The sequence below is a fragment of the Mycobacterium sp. 852002-40037_SCH5390672 genome (assembly GCF_001665875.1).
In the GTDB taxonomy this organism is placed as follows: Bacteria; Actinomycetota; Actinomycetes; order Mycobacteriales; family Mycobacteriaceae; genus Mycobacterium.
This window is the reverse complement of sequence record NZ_LZTA01000089.1, coordinates 32322-55162: the sequence shown is the minus strand read 5'-3', so window position 1 is coordinate 55162 and position 22841 is coordinate 32322. Positions and strand designations below refer to the sequence as shown.

Sequence of the window (22841 nt, the reverse complement as noted above, 5' to 3'; positions counted from 1 at the left end):
TATGCGATCGTCGGCAGCGTCAGATGTGTATAAGAGACAGCGACGACACCACCGTTCCAGCTGCCGCAGTTGCCGTGCATCCTGCCGGCGCCGTTCTGCCCGCCCAGCTCAAGCCCGGCCACGCCACCGCCGCAGCAACCGCAGCCGGGGCCCGGCCCGGTGCCGAGTTCGCCGCCACCGGCCAGTTGACTTCGCTTGCCAGCGAAATTCACCGCTACACTGGCGTGCCGTGATGATCACCCTGGACCATGTCAGCAAGAAGTACAAAGCGTCGGCCCGCCCAGCGCTGGAGGACGTCAACGTCAAGATCGACAAGGGTGAATTCGTCTTCCTGATCGGCCCGTCGGGCTCGGGCAAGTCGACGTTCATGCGGTTGCTGCTCGGCGCGGAGAACCCGACCACCGGCGACGTCCGGGTGTCGAAGTTCCACGTCAACAAGCTCCGCGGTCGTCACGTCCCGAAGCTGCGCCAGGTCATCGGCTGCGTTTTCCAGGACTTCCGCCTGTTGCAGCAAAAAACGGTCTACGAGAACGTCGCGTTCGCGCTGGAAGTGATCGGCAAACGAAGTGACGCGATCAACCGGGTGGTGCCCGACGTGCTGGAAACCGTCGGTCTATCCGGCAAAGCCAATCGGTTGCCCCACGAGTTGTCCGGTGGCGAGCAGCAGCGGGTGGCGATCGCCCGCGCGTTCGTCAACCGGCCGCTGGTCCTGCTGGCGGACGAGCCGACGGGCAACCTCGACCCAGATACCAGTAAGGACATCATGGATTTGTTGGAGCGGATCAACCGCACGGGGACGACGGTGCTGATGGCAACGCACGATCACCACATCGTCGACTCGATGCGCCAGCGCGTCGTCGAGTTGTCGCTGGGCAGGCTGGTTCGCGACGAGCAGCGCGGCATCTACGGGATGGACCGCTAAGTGCGCTTCGGTTTCCTACTCAACGAGGTCCTGACCGGGCTTCGCCGCAACGTCACCATGACGGCCGCGATGATCCTGACGACCGCAATCTCCATCGCTCTGTTCGGCGGCGGTCTGCTGGTGGTCCGGCTGGCCGACAACTCGCGCGAGATCTACCTCGACCGCGTCGAGACGCAGGTCTTTCTCACCGACGACATCTCGGCCAATGACACGACGTGTGCGTCCCCGCCGTGTAAGGGGTTGCGCGAGAAGATCGATGCACGACAAGACGTCAAATCGGTGCGCTTCGTCAACCGGCAGGATGCCTACAACGACGCCATCAAGAAGTTCCCGGAGTTCAAGGATGTGGCGGGTAAGGACTCGTTTCCCGCGTCGTTCATCGTCAAGTTGAACAATCCCGAACAGCACGCGGAGTTCGACGCCGCGATGCAGGGTCAGCCCGGGGTGCGCAGCATCCTCAACGAGAAGGACCTCATCGACCGGCTGTTCGCCGTGTTGGACGGCTTGCGCGATGCCGCGTTCGCCGTCGCGCTGGTGCAGGCGGTCGGGGCGATCCTGTTGATTGCCAACATGGTGCAGGTCGCGGCGTACACCCGGCGCACGGAGATCGGGATCATGCGGCTGGTGGGTGCCAGCCGGTGGTACACCCAGCTGCCCTTCCTGGTGGAAGCGATGCTGGCCGCGTCCATCGGTGTGGCCATCGCCGTCCTCGGACTCATGCTGGTTCGAGCGTTGTTCCTGGACAACGCGCTGAGCCAGTTCTACCAAGCTCATCTCATCGCGAAGGTCGACTATGCCGACATCCTCTACATCACGCCGTGGCTGTTCCTGCTCGGCGTGTCGATGGCGGCGGTGACGGGGTACGCGACCTTGCGCCTCTATATACGGCGGTAGCTGTGGCCAAGGATTCCGGCCGAGCCAAGGCGGCGGGCGGCAAAAGTGGCAGCAAACAAGTTATCGCCACCAATCGCAAAGCGCGGCACAACTATTCGATCATCGAGTTGTTCGAGGCCGGAGTGTCTTTGCAGGGCACCGAGGTCAAAAGCCTTCGCCTGGGCCAAGCATCGTTAGCCGATGCGTTCGCAACGATCGACGACGGCGAAGTTTGGTTGCGTAACTTGTACATTCCTGAGTATCAGCACGGTAGCTGGACCAATCATGCGCCGCGTCGCAACCGAAAGTTGTTGTTACATAGGCAACAAATTGACCGGCTGGTCGGCAAGATACGAGATGGTAACCTCGCCTTGATGCCGTTGTCTCTGTATTTCTCCGACGGCAAGGTCAAGGTCGAACTTGCCCTTGCGCGCGGTAAAAGGGCTTACGACAAGCGCCAGGACATGGCGCAGCGCGACGCACAGCGGGAAGTGGTCCGCGAAATGGGACGTCGAGCAAAGGGCATGACCTGATCGGGGCGGCCTACGCCCAGCTGTCTGCCGTTACGTACGGTGTCAGCGATTTCGTGGGCGGCGTCGCAGCGCGGCGAGTGGCCGCGCTGCGCGTGATGCTGGTCGCTTACCCGATCGAGACGGTGTTACTGGGCGTGATGGCCGTCTTCGTCGGTGGCCCCATTCATACCGGTGCCGTTCTGTGGGGTTGCCTGTACGGCATCGGCATGGCGTTCGGCATGTGGGCGTTCTTCGCGGCGCTTGGCTCCGGCCCGATTTCGGTCGTCTCACCATTGGCGGCCGTGCTCAACGCCGCGGTTCCCGTCGCGGTCGGTATGGCGTTGGGGGAGCGGCCGGGCCAAGCGGCCCTGGTGGGCGTCGTCCTGGCGCTGGCCGCCGTGATGCTCGTCAGCCGCGAGGCCCCCGTCGAGGGGACGCCGTATCGGTTCACTCCAAAAGTGGCCTGGCTCACAGTAGTTGCGGGCTCGGCGATGGGGCTGAACCTGGTGTTCCTGCACCAGGCGCCGTCTATATGCAAACTCTGGCCGCTGGTCTTCGCTCGGGTGACGGCCAGCCTGGTGGTGTTCGCCATGGCGAAAACCAGCCAGAACCTCCAGATGCCGCGCGGGCGGCCGCTGCGGTTGGCCGTGGCCGTGGCCGTGCTGGACATCTTCGCCAACATCACCATGCTGGCGGCGCTGCACACCTGGCTGCTTTCGCTGGCCAGCATTCTGATTTCGCTGTATCCGGCCGCGACGGTCGTGCTGGCGATGGTTGTGCTGCGCGAGCGGGTGACCCGCTTGCAGGGGATCGGCATGGTGCTCGCCATGGGTTCCGTGGCGATGATCGCCTCGGCCTGAGCTGTGGCGCGGCCTAATGCGCCTTCTGTTGGACTGATCGGCCTACGATCCTGACCATGGCCGATCGTCCTGTCACCAAACTCGACAAGTCCGCTGTGCTCTCCGGTCTCTTCGCGGTGTGGGACGACATCGACACGCTGCTGGCCGGGTTGTCCGAAGCGCAATGGCGGGCGGCCAGTCCGCTGCCAGGCTGGGACGTCAAAGCCTTGGTGGCGCACATGATCGGCACCGAGTCGTTCCTTGCCGGCATCGCCGCACCCCAGCCCGATGTCGACGTCTCGGCGCTGGAGCACGTGCGCAACGACGTCGGAGTGATGAACGAGTGCTGGGTTCGCCATCTGAGCGCGCATGCCGATGCCGACGTGCTGGAAAGCTTCCGGGCGATCACCACCGATCGGCGCGAAGCGCTGACGAACCTGACCGGCGACGAGTGGGACGCGGTGACCATGACGCCCACCGGCCCGGATTCCTACGGCCGGTTCATGCGGATCCGGGTGTTCGACTGCTGGATGCACGAAGAAGACATTCGCGTGGCGTTGGAACGGCCGCCGTCCGATGACGAACTCGCCTGCCCCGCGGCGTCGCTTGCCGTCGACGAGATCGCCGCCACGATGGGCTACGTCGTCGGCAAGCTGGCCAAGGCGCCCGACGGCTCCCGCATCCAGTTCGACCTCACCGGCCCGCTGGCCCGCACCATCCGGGTCAGCGTCGACGGCCGGGCCGCGGTGGTCGACGACTTCGACGGCCAAGAACCGACGGCGATCATCCGCCTGGACGGCCTGCAGTTCACCAGGCTCGCCGGCGGCCGCCCGATGTGTCCCGCCCGGGCCCGAGAAGTCGAACTCGACGGCGACCAAGGCGTGGCCACCCAGGTCGTCGAGCACCTCAACTTCGTGATCTGATCGCACTCCGACGGGAAGACAATCCCGTTGCCGCTGGTTGATAGCCAGGTATGATTGATATTCCTGCCGAGAGTCGGCGGGGTGCGAGGGGCTGAACGGTTTCGACTTCGCGCATCGAATCAAGGGAAGCGTGCCGGTGCAGGCAACTGACCACCGTAAGCGTCGTTGCAAACAGATAAGCGCCGATTCACATCAGCGCGACTACGCTCTCGCTGCCTAAGCGACAGCTAGTCCGTCAGACCGGGAGTTCCCTCGACCCGGAGCCTGGCGTCAGCTAGAGGGATCCACCGATGAGTCCGGTCGCGGGACTTATCGGGACACCAACAGCGACTGGGATCGTCATCCTGGCTTGTTCGCGTGACCAGGAGATCCGAGTAGAGGCATAGCGAACTGCGCACGGAGAAGCCTTGAGGGAATGCCGTAGGACCCGGGTTCGATTCCCGGCAGCTCCACCGAGAATGTGCTGTTCAAAGCGACAAATTGGGTACGCGCCGCAACCACCTGAATTGACCTACGGTTGGATTATGCCTGGGTGAGCGGCTTTAATCGTCACACTACGGCGCTGTCACGTTGTGCACGCCTGACACCGCATCACGAGAACGTGTGAGGAGCTCTCATGACCTATCGCCGTCTTGCTTGGGCGCTCGGCGCGGTGGTGGTGGCGGCCATCATTCCCGTCAACGCCCACGGCGAGCCGCCGACGAAGTGTCTGACCAACACTCCCAAGGGCAAGCAGGTCTACGTGCCCTGCGATCTGCTCAACGCCGGCGCCAATTTCCCGCCGGGGCAGCGTTGTCCTCCACCGCTCGAGCAGTACCCGAAAGATGTGGCCGACTGGTGTGGCGAAGGCCCAGGCCTCGCGACCCCCACGCCCGCGAGTTCTACGAGCCCGACAGCTCCTACGAGCCCGACAGCTTCTACGAGCCCTGTGCGGCCTACGAGTCCTGCGACCTCACCGAGTCCTACGAGCCCGGCGAGTCCTGCGACACCAACGACTCCCACGAGCCCGACGAGTCCTGCGACCTCAACGAGTTCTACGAGCCCGGCGGCCCCGGGCAATGCAAGCTGACGACGTCCTGCACGAGGTGGTCCACCCGGGCTGCACACTTCGCGCTCGGGATCAAGGCGGTTGTAGCTCCCGCCGAGGAGGACTCTGTGTCGGGGTGACGGAGCCAACTCCCAACGAGGTCTCGACGGCTCTCCATCATCGGACGCTGCCCAGTGCACGCTAGCCCTATTTCTCAACGCCAGCAAACCAATCATCATACATTTGTGGTATCGGATGTATGACTATGGCCATGCCGGCTCTGGTCAACATCGGCTGCGGTTCCGGAGGCGTCTGTACGCGGTCGATATCCTGCGGGAGTGTTGTTGCTTGTGGAGGTCAGCTGTGGCGCGTAGACGGGGCTGGGACGGGCATCCGCCGGCGACCGACGAGGAAGCCTCGCGGCGCATCGTGGCCACTGCGGTCACGCTGATCGCCGAAAGTGGTTCCGATGTCAGCATCGCTGAGGTTGCCGAGTCGCTCGGCGTCATCAGACAGACGGTGTATCGATACTTTCCCAGCGCTGAGGCTTTGATGCAGGCAGCGGCGGTGGCCTCCGTCGACGGCTTCCTCGACCGGCTCACCGAGGCGGTCAGCGGCATCAACGATCCGGCCGAAGCGATGACAGAAGCTGTGTTATATGCGCTCGAACAAGTAAGGCGCACACCCCATCTGGGAATTCTGCTGTCCGAACCGTATCGCAACGCCCACACTCCGAGCCTGGCCTCCGATGAAGCGCAGGCGTTCGGAATGCGGATGATCACCCGCTTCGATGTCGACTGGGAGCACTGCGGCTACGACCAGGCGGCGCTTCGCGAACTGGTGGAATTCACCCTGCGCACGATGTTGTCATTCTTCGTCGCGCCCAATGACCCCGGCCGCAGCCGAAATGACCTGCGGCGCTTTATTAAACGGTGGCTGGGAGGCGCGATCTTGGCCCAGCCGCACGACACCGCCGTTGCTGCCGCCGTCACACAGTAGCTGCTAGCGGCGCCTTGACCTCAATAGTGCATTCGGGTTTCGCGGCGATCAGATTTTGCCCCTGAGGAGCTCGCCGACGACAAGCCGGGTGTAGTACCAGGCCGTCTTGCCGATCGTCGGCGCGTCGAGGGTGCTGAAGACGGCGTCGGCGATGCCAAAGGGCATCATGCCCGGTATCGGCCCGCGCGCGTACTCCAGCATGAACGCCGCGTCGGGCACGGCGTAGCCCTTGGCCCGGCCGCCGGCCAGATAGGTTACGTCGCCGGGTCGGTAGATGCTGCGCTCGAATTCGCCCTCCTCGTAGCACCACACCTCGCCGTCGATGATGAAGTCCCACACCTCACTGGCGTAGCGGCCCGAGTGGCCTTCGGTGCCGATCGGGGTGCCGAAAAAGATGAGGTACTCCGACAGCGAGGCGTGCAGGAGCTTCATCTGCCCCATCGCACCGCCGGCGTTGTTGAACACCCAGGGAATGTCGTCGCGGATGTGGCCCGGATACTCGCGTTTCAGCTCGGCGACGATCTGCGCAAAAGCCGCATCCTTGCTGTCCAGACCGACAGCGTTCTTAGCGATCGAGTGCAAGTGCTCGGAATCGAATATTGCTCCCATGGCAAGCGACGCTACCCTATCATACGCTTACCGTCAAAAGTGTATGATAAGGATTCCCGGCTAATGGCGGTACGACGGCACCATGCCCGCAGACGCGGCGCACGCCAAACTTCCCGGAATCATGCTTTCGCAGGTCACGCGACTTTTTGTATCGGTTTCGATTAGGCAGCTCCACCAAAGATCTACCCGTCACATGCCCCACCTAGCGCGTCCCGCACGCGTCCGCGCGCCCGGTCGAGACGGGCGGCGGCCTCGGCCGCATCGACGCCCGTGCGCAGCGCCACGATCGCGGTCTTGGCGTGCCCGCCCGCGGCGGCGAGCGCGGCGGTCGCGGTTTCCTCGTCGACGCCGGCTGCGTCGCGGACGATCCGCACCGCCCGACGGCGCACCTTCGCGTTGGTCGCGCGCACGTCGACCATCCGCGGTCCATATGCCTTGCCGAGCGCGATCATCACGCTCGTCGACAGGGCGTTGAGCACCACCTTTTGCGCCGTGCCCGCGGTCAGCCGCGTCGAGCCGGCGAGCACCTCGGGTCCGGTCAGCAGCTCGATCATCACGTCGGCTGATGCCTCGCTGCCCGGGTTGTTGACGATTGCGACGGTCAGCGCGCCCGCCCCGCGGGCGTGCTCGAGCGCCCCGAGCACGTATGGCGTGCGGCCCGACGCCGTGATCCCGACGAGCACGTCGGCGCCGGTCAGGTCGGCGAGATCGGCGGGATCGAACGCGTCCTCCGCGCCTTCGACGGCCTCGGTCAACGCCCCCGGTCCGCCGGCGATCACGCCGCGGACCAGGTCGGTGCCGAACGTCGGCGCGCACTCGGCCGCGTCGAGCACCCCGAGCCGACCGGGTGTCCCGGCACCGGCGTAGATCAGGCGGCCGCCGCGGTCGAGCCGGGCAGCGATCGCCTCGGCCGCCGCCGCGATCTGCGGGACCGCCGCCGCCACCGCGCCGTGCGCTTCGGCCTCGGCGGCAACGAGCAGCCCGACGACCTCGGCGATGGGCCGCGCGTCGAGGTCGTAAAGGTCTGGCCGCACGGCCTCGGTGGCGAGCGCGTCGAGCCCGTGCGGGACAAGAGCTTTCGGATCCGCCTGCACGCGAATCACATACGGCTCGTGGATCGCCCGTAGCCGCAGCGCGCCATCGAGCGCGTCGCCGGCAGCCGGGATGAGGTCGAGCTGCGCGCGCAGCGCCTGGACTCCCGCCAGTCCGCCGACCATCGCCACCGGCCCATCAGCGGCAGCGCGGGCGGTCGCGGCGAGCGCCTCGGCGGCGGCGCTGACGATCGCCAGTGCAGCGACGTCGTCCTTCGCAGCAAGGACGTCGGGCGCGAAGGACGCGAGCGCGGCCGCGCCGGTGAGCTGTGCGGGCCAGGTCTCCGGCGCGCCGAAGCGAGCGCGGGCGGCGTCTAGCAGCGTGGTGGACGGCCCGCGACCATCGTGGGCGCGCAGCGCCGCGCGCACCCCGGCGGCGCCGATCCATGCGCCGCCCCCCTCGTCGCCCAGCCACGGGCCCCAGCCGTCGGCGGTGCGCAGCGTTCCGTTCGCGTCGATCCCGAGCGCCGCGACGCCGGTACCCGCGATCAGCACGACGCCCGGCTCCCCGCCCAGAGCGCCCGCGTGCGCGGTCACGGCGTCACTCGTCACCGCGACGCGCTTCGTCCGCAGCGATGCCAGCAGCGCATCGGCCAGCGCGCGTGCCGCGTCTGGCGCCGCCAGCGCCCCGGCGGCGCCCACGATCACCTCGTCGACCGCGCCGAAATTTCGCACTAGGTTGCTGGCCAAGGCCAGGATCGCCGCCTCCGCGGCCCGCGCGCCGCCAGGCGCCGCGAGTCCTGGCGCGCCCGCCCCCTCGGCCCTGCGGCCGCCCGCCGCGGCCCGGCAGGATGTCTTGCCGAGATCGACGGCGAGGATCACCGGGCCGGGAGTCACCGCAGCTTCTCTGCGAATTCGACGATGTTGCCGTCCGGGTCGGCGATGTGCAGCGTCCTTTCACGCCATGGTCGATCCATCGGTCCGCTGAGGATCTCGACACCGAGGCCTCGCAACCGCTGCGCTTCCTTATCTACGTCTTCAATCAGGAAGCCGATCTCACCGCAGGGCGGGTTGCCGCCTTCGCGACCGATGAGCCCCGGTAGCTTCGAACGTTCGAAAAGCGAGAACTTCGTGTTTTCCAGTTCGAACTCGACATAGCCGTCGCCCTCGATTCGCACCTTGAGACCGATCACGTCGCGGTAAAACGCCACCGACCGGCGCAGCGATTCGACGTATTGGATGACGTAGTCCACACGACGCATGCAATGCACCGTATCGGTTTCCGCTCGCCGACTGCGAAAATCCTCGCGAGGGATGACTGCCTCTGTTCCGCAGTCTCGGCCCCCGCGACGACAGCGGTTCGTATGGTGTTCATCATGGACGGAGTCGCGTCCTGCCAGCACGGCGGTGGCCACGAGCCGGTCAGCCGTCGCCAGCTGCTGAAGCTGGTCGGCGGCGCAGGAGCGGTGGCGATTGTGAGCGGGTGCGCACGCTCACCATCCGTGACTGAGCCTGCGACTGGCGGGACTCACACTCCGATGACTGCCTCGGCCATCCCGGTTAGCGCGGCTTCGGCGGTCATGCTGTGTCGCGATGCCTGGGGTGCTCGTCCCGCCCGAGCCGGTGGCAGGCCTCACACGATCACCCGCATGACCCTTCACCACGAGGCCGTCGTCCTCGGCGAGAACCGTAACGCCCCAAACCGTTTACGTCAGGACCAGCGTTACCACCAAGACACCCAGGGGTGGGTCGACATCGCGTATCACGTCGGCATCGACCGCGACGGCAACATCTACGAACTGCGAACGCCCGAGATCGCTGGTGACACCGCGACGGATTACGACACCACAGGACACCTCCTGGTCCTCTGTGAAGGAGACTTCGACAAGGAAGCCGTTTCGGAGGCCCAACTTCACGCGGCCGCTCTTGCCTTCGCCTGGGCCACCCAAACCTTTCACATCGCCACCGACACCTTGGCTGGCCACCGCGATCTGGCCCAGACGTCTTGCCCGGGCACCAATCTCTATGCCCATCTCTCCTCGGGTGACCTGAAGCGCCGCGTCAACGATCTGCTGGCCGGCGGCACGGTAAACCTTCAGCGCGTCTGTGGGCCCGCGGCGGCGGCAACCGTTGCCGCGATCGAGGCTGGCTGATCGGTCTCGCGCAAAGGTAATCGTCGACCGGGTGACCTCTAAGTGTTGTTGTGCCAGTGGGTGTTTGGACGACCCTGGCCGGCGGGAGCGCGTTTATGTTGTGACCGTGCGCCGACCCGTCCAGGATGGATCGTCGTAGTGACTGAGACAATCCCGGCAAGCGCATCGATTGCGTCTGGGCGCAGAATTGATACGGTCAAACCACCGCACGCCCGCCAAATTGCCTGGAGGAGATCATGCGCAGGAGCGCGTCATGACCGATGCCGCCTGGGCCCTCTATACCGAGCAGATGGACAGGGTCGACGGCTGGTTCTTCGAGGCCGATGTCGAACTCTTCAGCAGGCTGCTCGCTTGCCAGACGGCCGAGGGTATCAAGGGCGACATGCTCGAGATCGGCGCGTATCAGGGCAAGTCCGCCATCTTGATGGGTTACGGACTGCGTGACGATGAGGAACTGGTCATCTGCGATCTGTTCGGCGCCGTAATGGACCACGCCGACATCGCGCAGACCCCACGCCAGGAGTATTCGGGCCTGGACCAGCAGAAGTTCCTGGCCAACTGGGATCGATTCCACACCCGCCGGCCAACGCTGGCGGTCTGCGAATCATCCGCGCTCGATCTGGGAGAACGGGCACTGCGCTTCATGCACATCGACGGTTGTCACAGCTACCAGTGCGTCGCCAATGACATCAGGCTCGCGGTGACTCACGCGGCCAAACGGGGCGTGATCGCGATGGACGATTACCGAGGGGTCGAGACCCCCGGTGTGGCAGCAGCCATCTGGCAGGCTGTCGGCAATGGCTACCTGTTCCCCTTCGCGGCGACGTATATGAAGATCTACGCCTGCACGTCGGCCGCCGATCAGAGTTACTGGTTGGAGCGGGTCCGGGATCGCGGTGACATCTGCGCCTTCCCCGACTTCGAGTTGCCGTCGTATCGAAGCGTTTCGGACACGCAAATTCGCCGATCAGCCGATGAGGACTGACAGGCATTCAGCCGAGGCCTTGGCGGGCCGCGTCTTCCAGGAGATCGGCGGCGGCCGCGGCGCTTTCGGCGGGTGTGGCCATCTGGGCGGCGACCTCAAGGGTTCGAGCGATGCAGTTCGGAGTGAGGATCGACCGCAGATCGGTAAGCAGCGAATCCGGGGTGGTTGCGGAGAAGTGCCGTCCGATGCCGACTCCCAGCTGGCCGACCGCGGCGGCCCACATCGGCTGATCGACCGAAACCGCAAGGGCCAACGTAGGTTTGCCGGCCCGGATGCCTGCGAACGTGGTGCCGGGGCCGCCGTGGTGGACGACCGCGCGGCAAGCGGGAAAGACGGCCGAGTGGTTCACCGCGCTGACAACCTTTACGTGGTCGGATTGCGTGATATCGGCCAGATCACTTACGCCGCTGCAGATCAGCGCGCGCTCGCCCAACTGCGCGCAGGCCCCGCTGATCATCTTGAGCAAGCCGGTGGGAGATGCGACTCGCGCGCTGCTGCCAAAGCCGAAGTAAATCGGCGGCGTCCCCGCGGCAATCCAGGACGACACCTCGTCGTCGACATCCGTCGATAACTCCAGCGTCAGCCCGCCAACGAAAGGCCGTCGGACATCCCATTTCGCCCACTCGGCTGCCAGCCCGGGGAAGAAGAGTTCGTCGTAGGCCTGGATTTCCAGCGGTTGTCGCGCCGAGGGCCCCGTTTCTTCTGGCAGGCCTAATGTTTGGCGCAGGGCGTCTTCAGCCGCTTTGGTGATTTGCGAACCCGTATCATGCCCGAGCGGGTAGATGTGCAGCGCGGCCTGTGGAATGTCATGGTATTCCGCAACATTGGCGGCCAGCCCCTGCTGGCTCGCGTCCGTCAATAACAGGTCGGCCCCTTCTGCCAGTGACGTGAGCGCCGTGCCCAGCTGCGGCCAGAGCCGTTTGAGATCCTCTGCAATCACCCACGCCATGAAGACGGGGTTCGGTGTCTCCCCGTATTTGCGGGCGATATCCGCGTTCTGCCGGACCTGGTCGGGGCCGTGGGGGTCCGCGGTAAGCCCCGCCGACTCGACGAAGCCGACATAGTTAGGCGGGACAGCCATGCGTACGTCGTGACCTCGGCGCTGCAGCTCCCGACCGATGGTGGTGCACGGCTCGACATCACCCCGAGTTCCCAAGGTTGCCAGCACGAATTTCACGGCTGGACGCCTCCATGGGAGCTACATCCGACGATGCCTCTGAAATATTTGATCGTCCGGTCGACGCCTTCTTCGAAAGAGACTCGTGGAATCCAGCCGAGGCTGGACTCGGCGAGCCTGATGTCCGGCCTGCGCTGCCTCGGGTCGTCGGGCGGCAGTGGCTCGAAGACCGTCGCCGAGGGGGATGCGGTCATTTTTTTGATAATGCTCGCGGTTTCGAGGACGGTGAGTTCGGCTGGGCTGCCGAGGTTGACGGGTCCAGTGAACGACGCGTCGCTCGCCGCCATTTTCACGAGCCCTTCGACGAGATCGTCGACATAACAAAAGGAACGGGTCTGACTGCCATCCCCGAAGACGGTGATCGGTTCTCCGCGCAGCGCCTGGACGATGAACGATGAGATGATTCGGCCGTCCTCCAGATCCATCCTCGGACCGTAGGTATTGAAGATGCGGGCGACCTTGATCCGGACGCGGTAGCGACGCGCGTACTCGAGCATCAGCGTCTCCGCGACCCGCTTGCCTTCCTCATAGCAAGCCCGCACGCCGAAGCAGTTGGCGTTGCCCCAGTAGGTCTCGACCTGCGGATGGATCGTCGGATCCCCGTAGACCTCGCTGGTGGAGGCCTGGAGGATCGTCGCCCCCTGCTCGCGCGCCAGTTCCAGGAGGTTCCTGGTCCCGACATAGTTGGTATCCAGGGTGAACAGGGGATCGCGCTGGTAGGCGCGCGGCGATGCGGGGCAGGCCGTGTTGAAGATGACGTCCAGCGGACCCGACACGGCCGCGTCCACCGGCCGGGTGATGTCGTGCTCGAAGAAGCTGAAGCCCGGGTCCCCGTCCAGCTGCAAAATGTTTTCGCGCCTGCCGGTGCAGAAGTTGTCGAGTCCGATGACTTCGATGCCGTCGCGGCGAAGACGATCGCAGAGATGGGACCCCAGGAACCCGGCGGCGCCCGCGACGAGGGCTCTCACTGCTTGTTCTCCTTAGTTTCGGCCATCGAACACGACGTAGCTTCGCATGACCGACGTGACGCCCTGCAGGACGGCCGCTGGAACTGTTTCCACTCATACCGGCCGTTATTGGGGTGTTCAGCTGAAGTTCAACGTTGTCGCGGACGTGGGCTTCCGATTTGTTCTAGCCCCTCGGCGCCAGCACGACGACGGGTATCGGTCGCGACGTCCTCTTCTGGTATTCCACATAACGGTTTTGATTGTTCTTGTTGACGATCTGCCATAGCCGCGGGTAGTCGGGATCGTCGGGCAGCACCGGTCGTGCGGTGACAGCGAAACGTCTTGGGCCGACGTTGATCTCGACGTCAGGCTTGGCCTTCAGGTTGTGGTACCAGCCGGGGGCCTCGGGCGCACCGCCCTTGGAGGCGACCACCAGATAGTTGTCACCGTCGCGGGCGTAGGTCAGCGACGTCGTGCGTTGTTTACCGGTCTTCGCGCCGACGCTATGCAGCAGCAGGCTTGGTATCCACAGTGCGCGGTGACCGATCCAGCCGTTCGTCTTCCGATAGACCGTGTCGTGCACCCGCAGCACCTGCGGGAGCACCTTCTCCATGAGACTCATAGCTACCAGTCTCACCCAGTGGCGTCGAGCTTCTCTAGTGCTTTCCGCAATGCGTCCGGTTTCTCACGGTCCGGGTTACAGCTCGGAGGACTAGTGGTGATGCGGCGGTCGCTCGTCGCGGAGCCGGCGCTCGTCGGACGCTTCGCGCACCTGCTCCTCGTCGGCGTAACGCTCCACGTCCTCGGGGGTGACGTGCACCCGCGGCGGTTTCGCCACGGGTGGTGGTGGTTTCGCGGTGTCACTGGGCATGACGCGATTGTCTCTCATTTTCGGACCGACCCTCTAGGTCTGCGCTTTGGCAATGTTCTCGACGATGATCTGACAGGCCGTGTCATAGAAGGCACTGATCAGGGTGGAGAAGGACAGCTCGAAGGGGTAGATCATGTGCACGGCCAGAGGTTCGACCGCCCAGTCGGGCAGGATCGGCACGATGGTGCCCTCGCGCAGTTCGTTGGTGCAGATGATCTGCGTGGGCATGACGCCGATGCCGAGGCCTTGCAGGATGTACTCCTTGCACACCTGAAAGTTGTTGGCCCGCGCGCGTACTCGTGGCGACAACTCGTATCGACGGTCGAGCTTTGTCACCGCAAGTTTCTGGGGTCCGCAGAAGCCGAAGTCGATGAACGGCAGGCTGTTCAACTGCACAGGTTCGGTGACCGGGTCCGGCAGTTGACCCACGAAACCTATTGAGGCGCAGAGGAACAGGTTCAGGTCGAAAACCTTGCGCGCGATCAGCGTCGAATCGTGCAGTGGTCCGGGGCCGAACACGACATCGAAACCGTCTTTGATCGGGTCGACCATGTTGTCGACCAACCGAATGTCCAAGCGCGAGTGGGGGTAACGCTGCAGGAAGGTGGCGCCGACCCTGGAGGCGTAGTCGATGCCAAGACTCACCGGTATCGCGACCCGCAGTTCACCCTGTGGTTCCTGCCTACTGCCCTCCACCAGTGCCCGTACGCCGTTGGCCTCGGCCAAGATCTTCATTGCGTGGTCGTAGATCTGCTCGCCGATGTCGGTGACCGTGAGCTGATGGGTGTTCTTCCGCAGCAGCTTGATGCCCAGCTCGGATTCCAGCCTGGTCAGCTTCCGGCTGACCGTGGACTTGGGCATCCCGAGCGCCGTCGCCGCCTTGGAGATGCTGCGGCAGTCCACCACCTTGCCGAATACCAGCAGGGCGTCGAGGTCAAAGGGCAGATTCTGTTCCATGGCGGTGTTCCAAGTATGCAACAGGGTGTTGCGCCAGCATACCTTATTAGGGATTCGCGCAGCTGCTAGCGTCGGCCGCACCACGTAGGAGGTACGCGGGGATGAACCAGCCTATCGCCGTCGCCAAGCCCCCAAACGGGCACTGGACGGACGCATATCCCGAACTCGGCCGCGGCCCGGTGTCGCTTGAAGATTGTGTCTCCGAAGCGTTCTACGAGAAAGAACGCGAACACGTCTTCAAGAAGACCTGGCTCTACGTCGGCCGAGTCGAACGACTCCCCCGCACGGGCAGCTACTTCACCCGCGAGTTCAGGTTCTTGAACACCTCGATCATCATCGTGCGCGGCAAGGACCAGGTGATCCGGGCCTTCCACAACATCTGTCCGCACCGCGGCAACAAGATGTTGTGGGAAGACGATCCGTTCCAGGAGGTGTCCGGCCGCGCCCCGTTACTGTACTGCCGCTTCCACGGCTGGCGCTACAAGCTGGACGGCACGCTGCACTCGGCCACCCGCAAGGACCTGCTGCTGGACTTCGACGCCGACAGCTGCCGGGTGCCGGCGGTGCAGTGCGAGGTGTGGGAAGGCTTCATCTTCATCAACCTCAACCCGAACAACACCGAGCCACTGCGGTCCTTCCTCGGCGAACTGGCCCACGGCATCGAGGGCTATCCGTTTGACGGCCCGCATCAGGTCTACAAGTTCTCGGCAGAATTACAGTGCAACTGGAAGATCTTCCTCGACAGCTTCGCCGAGAGTTACCACGGGCCGTTGTCGAGATGCAATGAAGATTGACAAGCGTGCACTGATTGTTAAACAACAGCGTCGGTCGATCTGACTGTCTGGCGGGCATAAGTGCAGGTCAAGCCGCTAACTGCCGACTCGGTTTCAAGGTCTTGTCAAAGTAGCTGCTCGAAATGAGAGTTGCCCGCCGCAGGCTGCCGCTTCAGGTGCAACCACTTGAGGGTGAATCGATCGATTCATGGTTGGAGGCTTCTGCGCTGGCCATGGGCATCACCGTCGGAACTCTTGCGGCAGCTGCGGATCTTCCGGCTACTTCAATGCCAACTTGGAAGGTCTGGCTCTCGCCGGCTCAATCGCAGTCGTTAGCGGCGGCAACGGGTGCTCCACCGGAGTCTCTTGAGGCCATGACGCTGAGCAAGTATGAGGGTGTCGCTTTGCGGCTTAATTCGGAATCCCGCCGCCTTGAACCGGATTTCCCCTTCGGACCTTTGTCATGGTCCCGGTTCTGTCCTGCATGCTTACGCGAAACGGGGGGCCGGTGGCAGTTGCGCTGGCGCCTGGGTTGGTCCTTCGCGTGTGTGCAGCACAATTGCCTGCTGGTTGATGTATGCCCAGGGTGCGGAAGCCATCAACGGTCTACTCAGTCCTATCGTCGCAGGCCGTCTCCAGCCGCCTGTGGCTGCGGCGATGCGCTTAACATGGCCCCTACGTTGCGGTTGTTCGGGGACGACCATTCCTTCTTGTGGGCGCAGCGCATCGTCTACGACTTCATCGAAACGGGTGCTGCCGGCTTCGGCGTGTTTCAGGAACATCCTCAACCACAGCCCGAAGTTCTAGCTGCAGTGAGGAGCCTCGCGAATCGAACGTTGAATTTAGCTTCAAAGCGCATCTTTGTTATCACGAAGCTCGTGGACGAATCGACACGGCAGGTGACCCGGCCTACCAAGCGGAGCCTCATCGGCGACCCATTACCGACGTCAACACGTGGCTGGAGAGCTTAGACGGTGGTGTGCGGCCCGCGCTGCGCGCTCTGGGTGAGCTCCTGGTCGGCGTCGCCGAGCACGATGGCGCCGAGAAACCGGAAAACGCCGACCAGTTCACCGCCCGCTGCCTAGGCGTTGCGGGCTGCGGGCAACTGGTCGATGAGGAACGCGGCCTAAACCCGTTGTCGTGGTTCACCGTCGCGCTGGCGCTGGCCGAGTGGATCGAGCAGTATGCGCAGGTTTGTCAGGTCGGTCCCGGTGAGTACGCCGACCCGCCGAAGTGGACGCAAACCCAGATCGGCGGTCAGGACTACCGCCACCCGCTATGTTTGCGGGTGTACTTTCCCGCCGGGACGCTGCTCGACGATGCCGGATGTGTGATCGCCCTGCAAGGGCGGCAGAGCATGCTGCGGTCGGTCGGAGTGAGCGCCTACGTGGCGCCGGGCCACCAGGACCGCGCCCGCGTGCTGTTGGACCGGCTCGCTGAACGCGCCAACGATCTCAACCCCTACCGAGGCCACGCCGTGCGCGCCACCCACACCGCCGGGCTGACCCTGACCGTCATCGACCTGCCCTCGACCGCAACCCGAAAGAACGTCATTGTCGCCGACCAGGTCTGGACTGAAATCGATCTCGGCGTCCGCGCGGTGCGCGACCGCCACGACCTGCTCAACGCCCACAGCCTCGGTGCGCGCCGCGGTGTACTGCTGTGCGGTCCGCCAGGCACCGGGAAATCGGCCGTGAGCGCGGTCGCGGCCCGCGAGGTCGTCGGGGAATTCACCGTCATCTACCTCGAGGCCAAAGCCGGTACCCAGCTGCTCAGCGCCGTCGTGGAGGAAGCCCAGCTTCTCGGCGGTCCGGTGCTGCTCGTGCTCGAAGACATTGACCTGTGGTGTCGAGACCGCAGCACCGGCGGTGCCGGGTTGTCGGAATTGTTGCAGGCCATGGACATCCAACCCGACGCCCGCATCCTGACGCTGGCGTCCACCAACGACGCCGCCCCCCTGGATAAGGCGGCCATCCGCACCGGGCGGTTCGACTCCATCGTCGAAGTCGGCTATCCGAACCCAACTGATGCTGCCCGGATTCTGGCGGCCCTGATCCGTGATCTGCCCGGCGACCGCGCGGTCGACTGTGCGGGTGTGGTGGCGGCGTTTCCCGAGCGCACCAGCGGCAGCGACATCCGTGAAATAGTCCGCCGCGCCGTCCTGACGGGCGCCAACGGACACGTCAGTACCGCAACGCTTCTGGCGGAGGTAGGCAGCGGACGCTACCGCCCCACGATTTCTGAAGGGATGTACCTCTAGATGAGCGAGGAGCACGACATCCCCGAACTCACCGACGCGCAGAAGATGCTTTGGCGGGCCGTGACCTCCGACCTACGCGAAATGGCAGAGCGTGTCTGCGACGGCACCGCGACCACCGAGGACACGCACGCCGCACTCAACCGCGTTATCTCCTGCGACATCGACCCCGAGACGCTGTGCAACACCTTGTGCGTCCCGCCCGATGCCGGCCGGTACGCCGACGCGCTGGAACGCATCCTGCGCAGAATCCCGGACGGCTGGGGCCGCTGGGTCAGCCACGACGCCGGTTGGTATCCGATCGTGGCCAACCTCGACGAGCGGCTCGCTGCGATCGACCCCGATTACGTCGTGCACCAAGTCAAAGAGAAATTCGGTGCCCTGCGCTACTATTGCGCACCCCGCGATGACCCGAGCACCGCACTACGGGAAGCGTTTCGCGACATCATCGATGAAGCCGAACGCATGTCCGCCATCACTTGCGAACGCTGCGGTGAACCCGGAATGCTGCACAGACGCAGCCACTGGCGCAAAACGCTGTGCGCGTCATGCGCTGAAACGCTCCACTACACCCCAATTCCAGTGCGCGACGACCGCTAGTCGTTACCGGTTGGGTTAATGCGTCGAATTATGATGCTCGCCAGCGTGATGCTGAGGCCCAGCGTTGAAGCCCGGACATGCATCGTCCGATCACATCCACGCACATCCCTGCGTCGCCGCGCTACCCTGTGCAGGGTGGATGGGTCGACAGGTCGCGCGCTTGGTGCGCTGTTGGCTAAACATCAGATTGATCTGACCGTCGACGAGGTCCTGGACGAGCTGGGCTCCGCCTTTGCGGCCATCCCCTGGGCAACCACCCTGTCGGCGACAGAAGTGGATTTCCTGCGCATGCGCGTCGAACCCCAGGCAGCATCCGTGATCGACGCCTGGTCGGCCGATGACGAACGTCGGACCCGCGCCCGCATTGCGGTGCGCCAACTCAGCAGCGCGCTCTCAGGATCGGTCAGCATCAAGGAAGCCGCCGCGATGCTCGGCGTCGACCGCTCCCGGGTGGCGCGGCGCATCACTGGAAAAGCGTTATGGGCCTTTGATCTTCAAGGAAGCCGACGCATCCCGCGCTGGCAGTTCCTAGGTGGCGGATTGCTTCCAGGCTTGGACGCGATCGTGCGCGCGATACCACAGGGCATCACCCTCGCGGTTCTGGATATGTTCATGCACACCCCGCAGCCCGACTTCGACGACCGCACCGCGATCGAGCACCTGGCCGCCGGCGGCGACCCGGCGTTAGTTGCCGGATTCATCGCCGACCTCGGGCGCTGGTGAACCGACGGCCCACCGAGGCGCCACGAACGGGCCCCCGAACACCTCAGCAGGGAACCCACCACATTGCCGACAGCGCCGGCGCGCAATGGCGGGTCCACCACACCGAAGGTGAGTGCCTCAGCCGTGGAACAAGCTGCGCACCTAGATAGGGGCCGCGGCCGCCCGCGCGGTGGCACCAACACCCGGGTCCTGCTAGTTGGGAGGTAGCGAATGACGAGGTCCGGTCGGCGACATAGTTGGGCATTATCGGCGCCGTAACGTCAGCGCGTTTGGGAGTGGTTGCCTGCCCGGGTGTCGCTCTTTGATGGATAACGGCAATTATCCATGAACTATCCATGAACGTGTCACAGCGAGTTTCTCGCTTCGGACGCCCGTAGTTTTGTACGAGCTTGGGGCAGCGAATCCTTCGTGCGCCGCTAGGGTCGGACCGCCGCCACCTTCGCGGAGGAATCAAACAGATGGACGATGAGCGCGTTGTCCAACGGGTCGATTCGCGCTGGCGATCAGCGGTGAGCTGGTCGTGCTCCCGCCGCTGACGCAGCGGACTCGTAGTGCGGTAGCCGATACGGATGAGCAGACGCCTGTCGGGCCGCGAACCGCCCGCGGACTAAGGCTGCGGCGGCCGGTTATCGCGCGGCAGGCAGAGTGGCAGGTCCCGGAGATGTTACGCGCCACGCCTCGACAGGGCAGGCCTCGCTGAGCGGTTGAACCACGCTCGCCGTCGCGTCGTGCCCGCGGAATAGCGCAGCGCAGGCGACAAGCGGTGAACTTGGTAGTCTGCGTTTACCCTTCGCAGCTACCGCAGCGACTGATTGGTCACTTATGGTCTGCGCGTGCCAGTTTTAAGTAAGACGCTTGAGGTCGGTGCCAACGCCGCCGCGATAATGGCCATTGTTGCAGATTTCGAGCGGTACCCGGAGTGGAGCGAACAGATCACGGGCTGTTGGGTACTGGCTCGCTACGACGACGGGCGGCCAAGCCAGCTGCGGCTTGATACCCTTGTTAAGGGGGTTGCGGGCACTTACATACAGGCTGTGTACTACCCGGGCACTAACAAGATCCAAACCGTGCTGCAGCAGGGTGATTTGTTTGCAAAGCAAGAGCAGCTCTTTACCGTGGTCGAGGTTGGGTCTTCGAGCATGCTGACGGTAGACGTGGATGTCGAGACTACCACCCCTGTGCCCGCGCCGATGCTGAAGATGCTGGCAGACAACGTCCTAGACCACCTTGCTGAGGACTTGAAGCGACGAGCCGAGCAGCTGACAGCTGGTTAGGTTTAGAAGCGTCCGCCATGTGATCGAGGTACACGAAACTTTGAGGTTCATACGGTTTTTCGTCCTTCGAGCTCTAGCGTTTGGGCTCGACGCCGCATCTGCGCGTTCGTGAACGGTCGCGTGGTTCGGAATTTGATGGTCTTTCAGCGCGCGACCCGCTAAGTGGGCTGTGCGGCGGTAAGAGAGCGCAAAGGCTAACGGACTCGGCGTCAGGTTAACTACGTGTTCTCGATCGCGCGCCACGCATCCTGGATGAGGATTGTGGGGAATTGGATGCACATCGAAATGGGTGAGGCGTCAACGTCCAAGGGGCGTAGCCTGCGCGTCAGATATGTTCTGCGTCGATATAGAGTGGGTATAGTGACGGACCGCCATCTGGTAGCGTGATCTCGTCGCCATATCGCTTGATCCCCAATCGTTCCCATAATCGAAGGCTTCTGGTGCTAGAGGCTTCGGCGTAACAGCCGGCCTCGCACGCTTTGAGCACGTCCCTTAATCCGCGTGCGCTGCTCTCCTGCAATCCTGATCCGCGCGCTTGTGGTCGGATACCCATGTGCACCACGTAGACATGTGGTGGTAAATCCTTCGGATGGCATTGGTCGAGGCGTTTCATTAACGTCCGTAGCCTCAAGCCGCAGCGCCCGGTCGCTTCCTGCAACCGGTCCAAAAATGCACGGTTGGCACAGTCAGGTAATCCTGAGCGTCGCGGTGATAGCCAGGTCACGACTGCGTCATAGCCGGGCGACGATGCGACGAAACCGCCTTGGTCAACAATCATTTGCGTGGTCAGGATGAAGAATGCGTTCAGATATCGAGCGCGATTCGCGGTGTCGGGCGGTATGGCCCATTGCACCACCGGGTCCTCGGCAAATGCGATTGACAATGTCTCGGCGACAGCTTCAAGGTCTGGCTGCCGACTGATCGACATATTAGGCGAGTATGGGACCTGCGATGAGGTCATACGCCCCTCCTAGACAAGCGGAGTCCGGACGACGACGTTGTATCGGCAAGCTCTGCGGCCTTGGGAATCCCCGTTTGCGGCTGCGTATAGTTGTCGCACCGTCACGTTTCGAAAGTGGCCTGAGCATATGGTGTCATACGCATCGCTGTCCATTTGGTTTTGTTGCGGTGCACCCGCTCCGTTCTCCCTTGCGCACTCGGGGAATGTATTGGACCGGGATTAACCAATTCGGGTCGAGGGCGCCCACATTCTGGTGCGCAGGCCGACGGTGTTGTGGGTGGCGTTTTCCTGTGAGCAAGCTGAAGTTTATTGCAGCACAAAGCCGTACCGGTGTCGGAGGGGCTTTGCTACGAGATGGTAGGGTGGCGAACGTCGGACACGGCAGGCGTGTGGACAGCTTGAATGCGGGACACACTCTGAGGCCGATGCGGCCTTGGGGTCTTCACTTGTGTCTGACACGACCTGTGTCGAGGCGTGCGCCCAAATCGGGGATTTTGAACGCGTTTTGGTCCAAAAGAGCTATCGTCCCCACGTCGGGTAAGTTCGCTGCGTGTTCTGGGGAACGTTGTGGCACATCTGGGTGTAGCTGAGCCGTCAAGTAACGGCACCGAATTGGCCCCCCGGTAATGGGATGCGATTGCCTTCCCCTGCGTGCAGGCGCTCGGGTGGTCCATTGGGTGACTTCTTTCACCGCATCCGGATGGGAGATCATCATCCAAGGGCGTGGACCGGCCGCAGCAGCGTAAAGGTGCCACCGTATCGGGCCGCACAATGGTCCATGAACGTCCACGGGTTGGCGGGTCCATGTGGCGCTTTGGATTATGTCGGGTAGTCGGGGGCCAGGCGGCAGGCCGTCGACGGTCACAGATCACCTCCAACCGCCGCGTGTTGGTGCACCTGATCGGATCAGGCTATCGCGGCGCGACTCTACGCCCTGATCGCCAAACACCAACTGCTAGTTGACTTGGCATGTGCATGCGGCAGCCGCGATATCCGAGTGCGACACGAACCTCTGAATGTTTCGGACGAGGCGACGCGGTCTGCTGATCGCCTCGTCGCCTATCGTGCGCCGACTCTAATCGGGTTGTGGCCCGGCTGAAGTGCGACCCACCTGGATTGGTTCGCCGTTGGCTTTAGAAGCGGGGACCGCCAAGGTCTCGATCGTCCGGCGGTTATCCACCGGGCCCCACTGACAGTCGGCTGATTGGGCGCTCGTAGATGCTCACTCGCGTCGGTACGACGGTCGTTTTGAAGCCATCGCGCCAAAGCCAATGACTCCAGTCGCATCCATGGCTCACGGAGGCGCTAGGCCTTAGCTGACATTTCGGGTGTATGGAGCACGCAGGTAAGAGGCTTCGACGTGAGCATGCCGGGGATGGATGGTCCGAGCACACTCGAAGTGGCCGCGCTCATGAGCGGCGGCAACAG

24 protein-coding genes, 1 other RNA gene and 2 pseudogenes are annotated in these 22841 nt (G+C 63.8%); 17 read left to right on the top strand and 10 right to left on the bottom strand.

Annotation, left to right across the window (positions count from 1 at the left end; genetic code table 11):
- The 9 genes from A5782_RS26525 to A5782_RS16245 all read left to right on the top strand — a co-directional run.
- Positions 1-233: hypothetical protein (locus tag A5782_RS26525; RefSeq protein WP_197694252.1), on the top strand; the 233-nt coding region annotated here is incomplete at its 5' end.
- Complete coding sequence (gene ftsE, locus A5782_RS16280; protein ID WP_067102217.1) at positions 233-922, top strand: cell division ATP-binding protein FtsE; 690 nt, start codon at positions 233-235, stop codon at positions 920-922. The genes A5782_RS26525 and ftsE, both read left to right, overlap by 1 nt.
- On the top strand, positions 923-1816 hold the full coding sequence (ftsX, locus tag A5782_RS16275; RefSeq protein WP_067102168.1) for a permease-like cell division protein FtsX: 894 nt from the start codon (positions 923-925) through the stop codon (positions 1814-1816).
- 2 nt (positions 1817-1818) lie between these two features.
- Positions 1819-2328, top strand: coding sequence for an SsrA-binding protein SmpB (smpB, locus tag A5782_RS16270; RefSeq protein ID WP_067102165.1), 510 nt, complete (start codon positions 1819-1821; stop codon positions 2326-2328).
- Entirely contained in the window at positions 2325-3167 is an 843-nt protein-coding gene (locus tag A5782_RS16265; protein ID WP_156623987.1) for an EamA family transporter, read from the top strand. The genes smpB and A5782_RS16265 overlap by 4 nt, the downstream gene beginning before the upstream one ends.
- Positions 3168-3223: 56 nt before the next feature.
- Positions 3224-4069 (top strand): maleylpyruvate isomerase family mycothiol-dependent enzyme, encoded by an 846-nt coding sequence (locus A5782_RS16260; protein ID WP_067102158.1) that lies wholly within the window; start codon positions 3224-3226, stop codon positions 4067-4069.
- Between the two features lie 87 nt (positions 4070-4156).
- Positions 4157-4524: a transfer-messenger RNA gene (gene ssrA / locus A5782_RS16255) on the top strand.
- Between the two features lie 382 nt (positions 4525-4906).
- On the top strand, positions 4907-5236 hold the full coding sequence (locus A5782_RS16250; protein WP_067102154.1) for a hypothetical protein: 330 nt from the start codon (positions 4907-4909) through the stop codon (positions 5234-5236).
- Positions 5237-5459: 223 nt separating this feature from the next.
- Positions 5460-6095 carry a TetR/AcrR family transcriptional regulator gene (locus tag A5782_RS16245; protein WP_067102151.1) on the top strand — a complete coding sequence of 212 codons (636 nt, stop codon included), beginning with the start codon at positions 5460-5462 and terminating at the stop codon, positions 6093-6095.
- A 48-nt stretch (positions 6096-6143) separates the two neighbouring features.
- On the opposite strand, the gene A5782_RS16240 is transcribed toward A5782_RS16245, so the two are convergent.
- From A5782_RS16240 to A5782_RS16230, 4 genes and pseudogenes are all read right to left on the bottom strand, one after another.
- Positions 6144-6704 (bottom strand): ERG2 family protein, encoded by a 561-nt coding sequence (locus A5782_RS16240; RefSeq protein ID WP_067102148.1) that lies wholly within the window; start codon positions 6702-6704, stop codon positions 6144-6146.
- A 182-nt stretch (positions 6705-6886) separates the two neighbouring features.
- The gene (gene murQ, locus A5782_RS27315; protein ID WP_369815640.1) at positions 6887-7798 is read right to left on the bottom strand and encodes an N-acetylmuramic acid 6-phosphate etherase; all 912 of its coding nucleotides are present in this window, start codon (positions 7796-7798) and stop codon (positions 6887-6889) included.
- Positions 7799-7885: 87 nt separating this feature from the next.
- Positions 7886-8617, bottom strand: a pseudogene (locus A5782_RS27310) (BadF/BadG/BcrA/BcrD ATPase family protein); the annotation flags it as partial.
- Positions 8618-8628: 11 nt separating this feature from the next.
- A complete protein-coding gene (locus A5782_RS16230) occupies positions 8629-8997 on the bottom strand; it encodes a VOC family protein (protein ID WP_067102144.1) in 369 nt (122 codons plus the stop codon).
- Positions 8998-9384: 387 nt separating this feature from the next.
- On the opposite strand from A5782_RS16230, the gene A5782_RS26885 reads away from it, so the two are divergent.
- Together A5782_RS26885 and A5782_RS16220 are read left to right on the top strand one after the other, a co-directional pair.
- Positions 9385-9888, top strand: coding sequence for an N-acetylmuramoyl-L-alanine amidase (locus A5782_RS26885; RefSeq protein WP_231986703.1), 504 nt, complete (start codon positions 9385-9387; stop codon positions 9886-9888).
- Between the two features lie 253 nt (positions 9889-10141).
- A complete protein-coding gene (locus tag A5782_RS16220; RefSeq protein WP_067102139.1) occupies positions 10142-10873 on the top strand; it encodes a class I SAM-dependent methyltransferase in 732 nt (243 codons plus the stop codon).
- Positions 10874-10880: 7 nt separating this feature from the next.
- On the opposite strand, the gene A5782_RS16215 is transcribed toward A5782_RS16220, so the two are convergent.
- The 5 genes from A5782_RS16215 to A5782_RS16200 form a co-directional block, all read right to left on the bottom strand.
- Positions 10881-12050 carry a glycosyltransferase gene (locus A5782_RS16215; RefSeq protein ID WP_067102136.1) on the bottom strand — a complete coding sequence of 390 codons (1170 nt, stop codon included), beginning with the start codon at positions 12048-12050 and terminating at the stop codon, positions 10881-10883.
- Positions 12047-13018, bottom strand: coding sequence for a UDP-glucuronic acid decarboxylase family protein (locus A5782_RS16210; RefSeq protein ID WP_067102133.1), 972 nt, complete (start codon positions 13016-13018; stop codon positions 12047-12049). The genes A5782_RS16215 and A5782_RS16210 overlap by 4 nt, the downstream gene beginning before the upstream one ends.
- Positions 13019-13181: 163 nt before the next feature.
- On the bottom strand, positions 13182-13619 hold the full coding sequence (locus A5782_RS16205; RefSeq protein ID WP_067102129.1) for a nitroreductase family deazaflavin-dependent oxidoreductase: 438 nt from the start codon (positions 13617-13619) through the stop codon (positions 13182-13184).
- A 90-nt stretch (positions 13620-13709) separates the two neighbouring features.
- Positions 13710-13868, bottom strand: a complete 159-nt coding sequence (locus A5782_RS26510) for a hypothetical protein (protein WP_197694251.1) — start codon at positions 13866-13868, stop codon at positions 13710-13712.
- A 33-nt stretch (positions 13869-13901) separates the two neighbouring features.
- Entirely contained in the window at positions 13902-14825 is a 924-nt protein-coding gene (locus tag A5782_RS16200; RefSeq protein WP_067102125.1) for a LysR family transcriptional regulator, read from the bottom strand.
- 101 nt (positions 14826-14926) lie between these two features.
- Between A5782_RS16200 and A5782_RS16195 the strand changes: the two are divergent.
- From A5782_RS16195 to A5782_RS16175, 6 genes and pseudogenes are all read left to right on the top strand, one after another.
- Positions 14927-15595: pseudogene (locus A5782_RS16195) on the top strand (aromatic ring-hydroxylating dioxygenase subunit alpha); the annotation flags it as partial.
- A gap of 146 nt (positions 15596-15741) precedes the next feature.
- On the top strand, positions 15742-16569 hold the full coding sequence (locus tag A5782_RS27305; protein ID WP_082942971.1) for a TniQ family protein: 828 nt from the start codon (positions 15742-15744) through the stop codon (positions 16567-16569).
- Positions 16485-17858, top strand: coding sequence for an ATP-binding protein (locus A5782_RS16190; RefSeq protein ID WP_067102203.1), 1374 nt, complete (start codon positions 16485-16487; stop codon positions 17856-17858). The genes A5782_RS27305 and A5782_RS16190 overlap by 85 nt, the downstream gene beginning before the upstream one ends.
- Positions 17859-18455, top strand: a complete 597-nt coding sequence (locus tag A5782_RS25620) for a hypothetical protein (protein ID WP_082942970.1) — start codon at positions 17859-17861, stop codon at positions 18453-18455. It begins immediately after the preceding gene.
- Positions 18456-18590: 135 nt separating this feature from the next.
- Positions 18591-19178 carry a helix-turn-helix domain-containing protein gene (locus tag A5782_RS16180; protein WP_082942969.1) on the top strand — a complete coding sequence of 196 codons (588 nt, stop codon included), beginning with the start codon at positions 18591-18593 and terminating at the stop codon, positions 19176-19178.
- A gap of 833 nt (positions 19179-20011) precedes the next feature.
- The gene (locus A5782_RS16175) at positions 20012-20452 is read left to right on the top strand and encodes an SRPBCC family protein (protein ID WP_067102121.1); all 441 of its coding nucleotides are present in this window, start codon (positions 20012-20014) and stop codon (positions 20450-20452) included.
- Positions 20453-20777: 325 nt separating this feature from the next.
- Here A5782_RS16175 and A5782_RS26235 read toward each other — a convergent pair whose 3' ends face one another.
- On the bottom strand, positions 20778-21380 hold the full coding sequence (locus A5782_RS26235) for a GNAT family N-acetyltransferase (RefSeq protein WP_156623986.1): 603 nt from the start codon (positions 21378-21380) through the stop codon (positions 20778-20780).
- Positions 21381-22841 lie beyond the last annotated feature (1461 nt).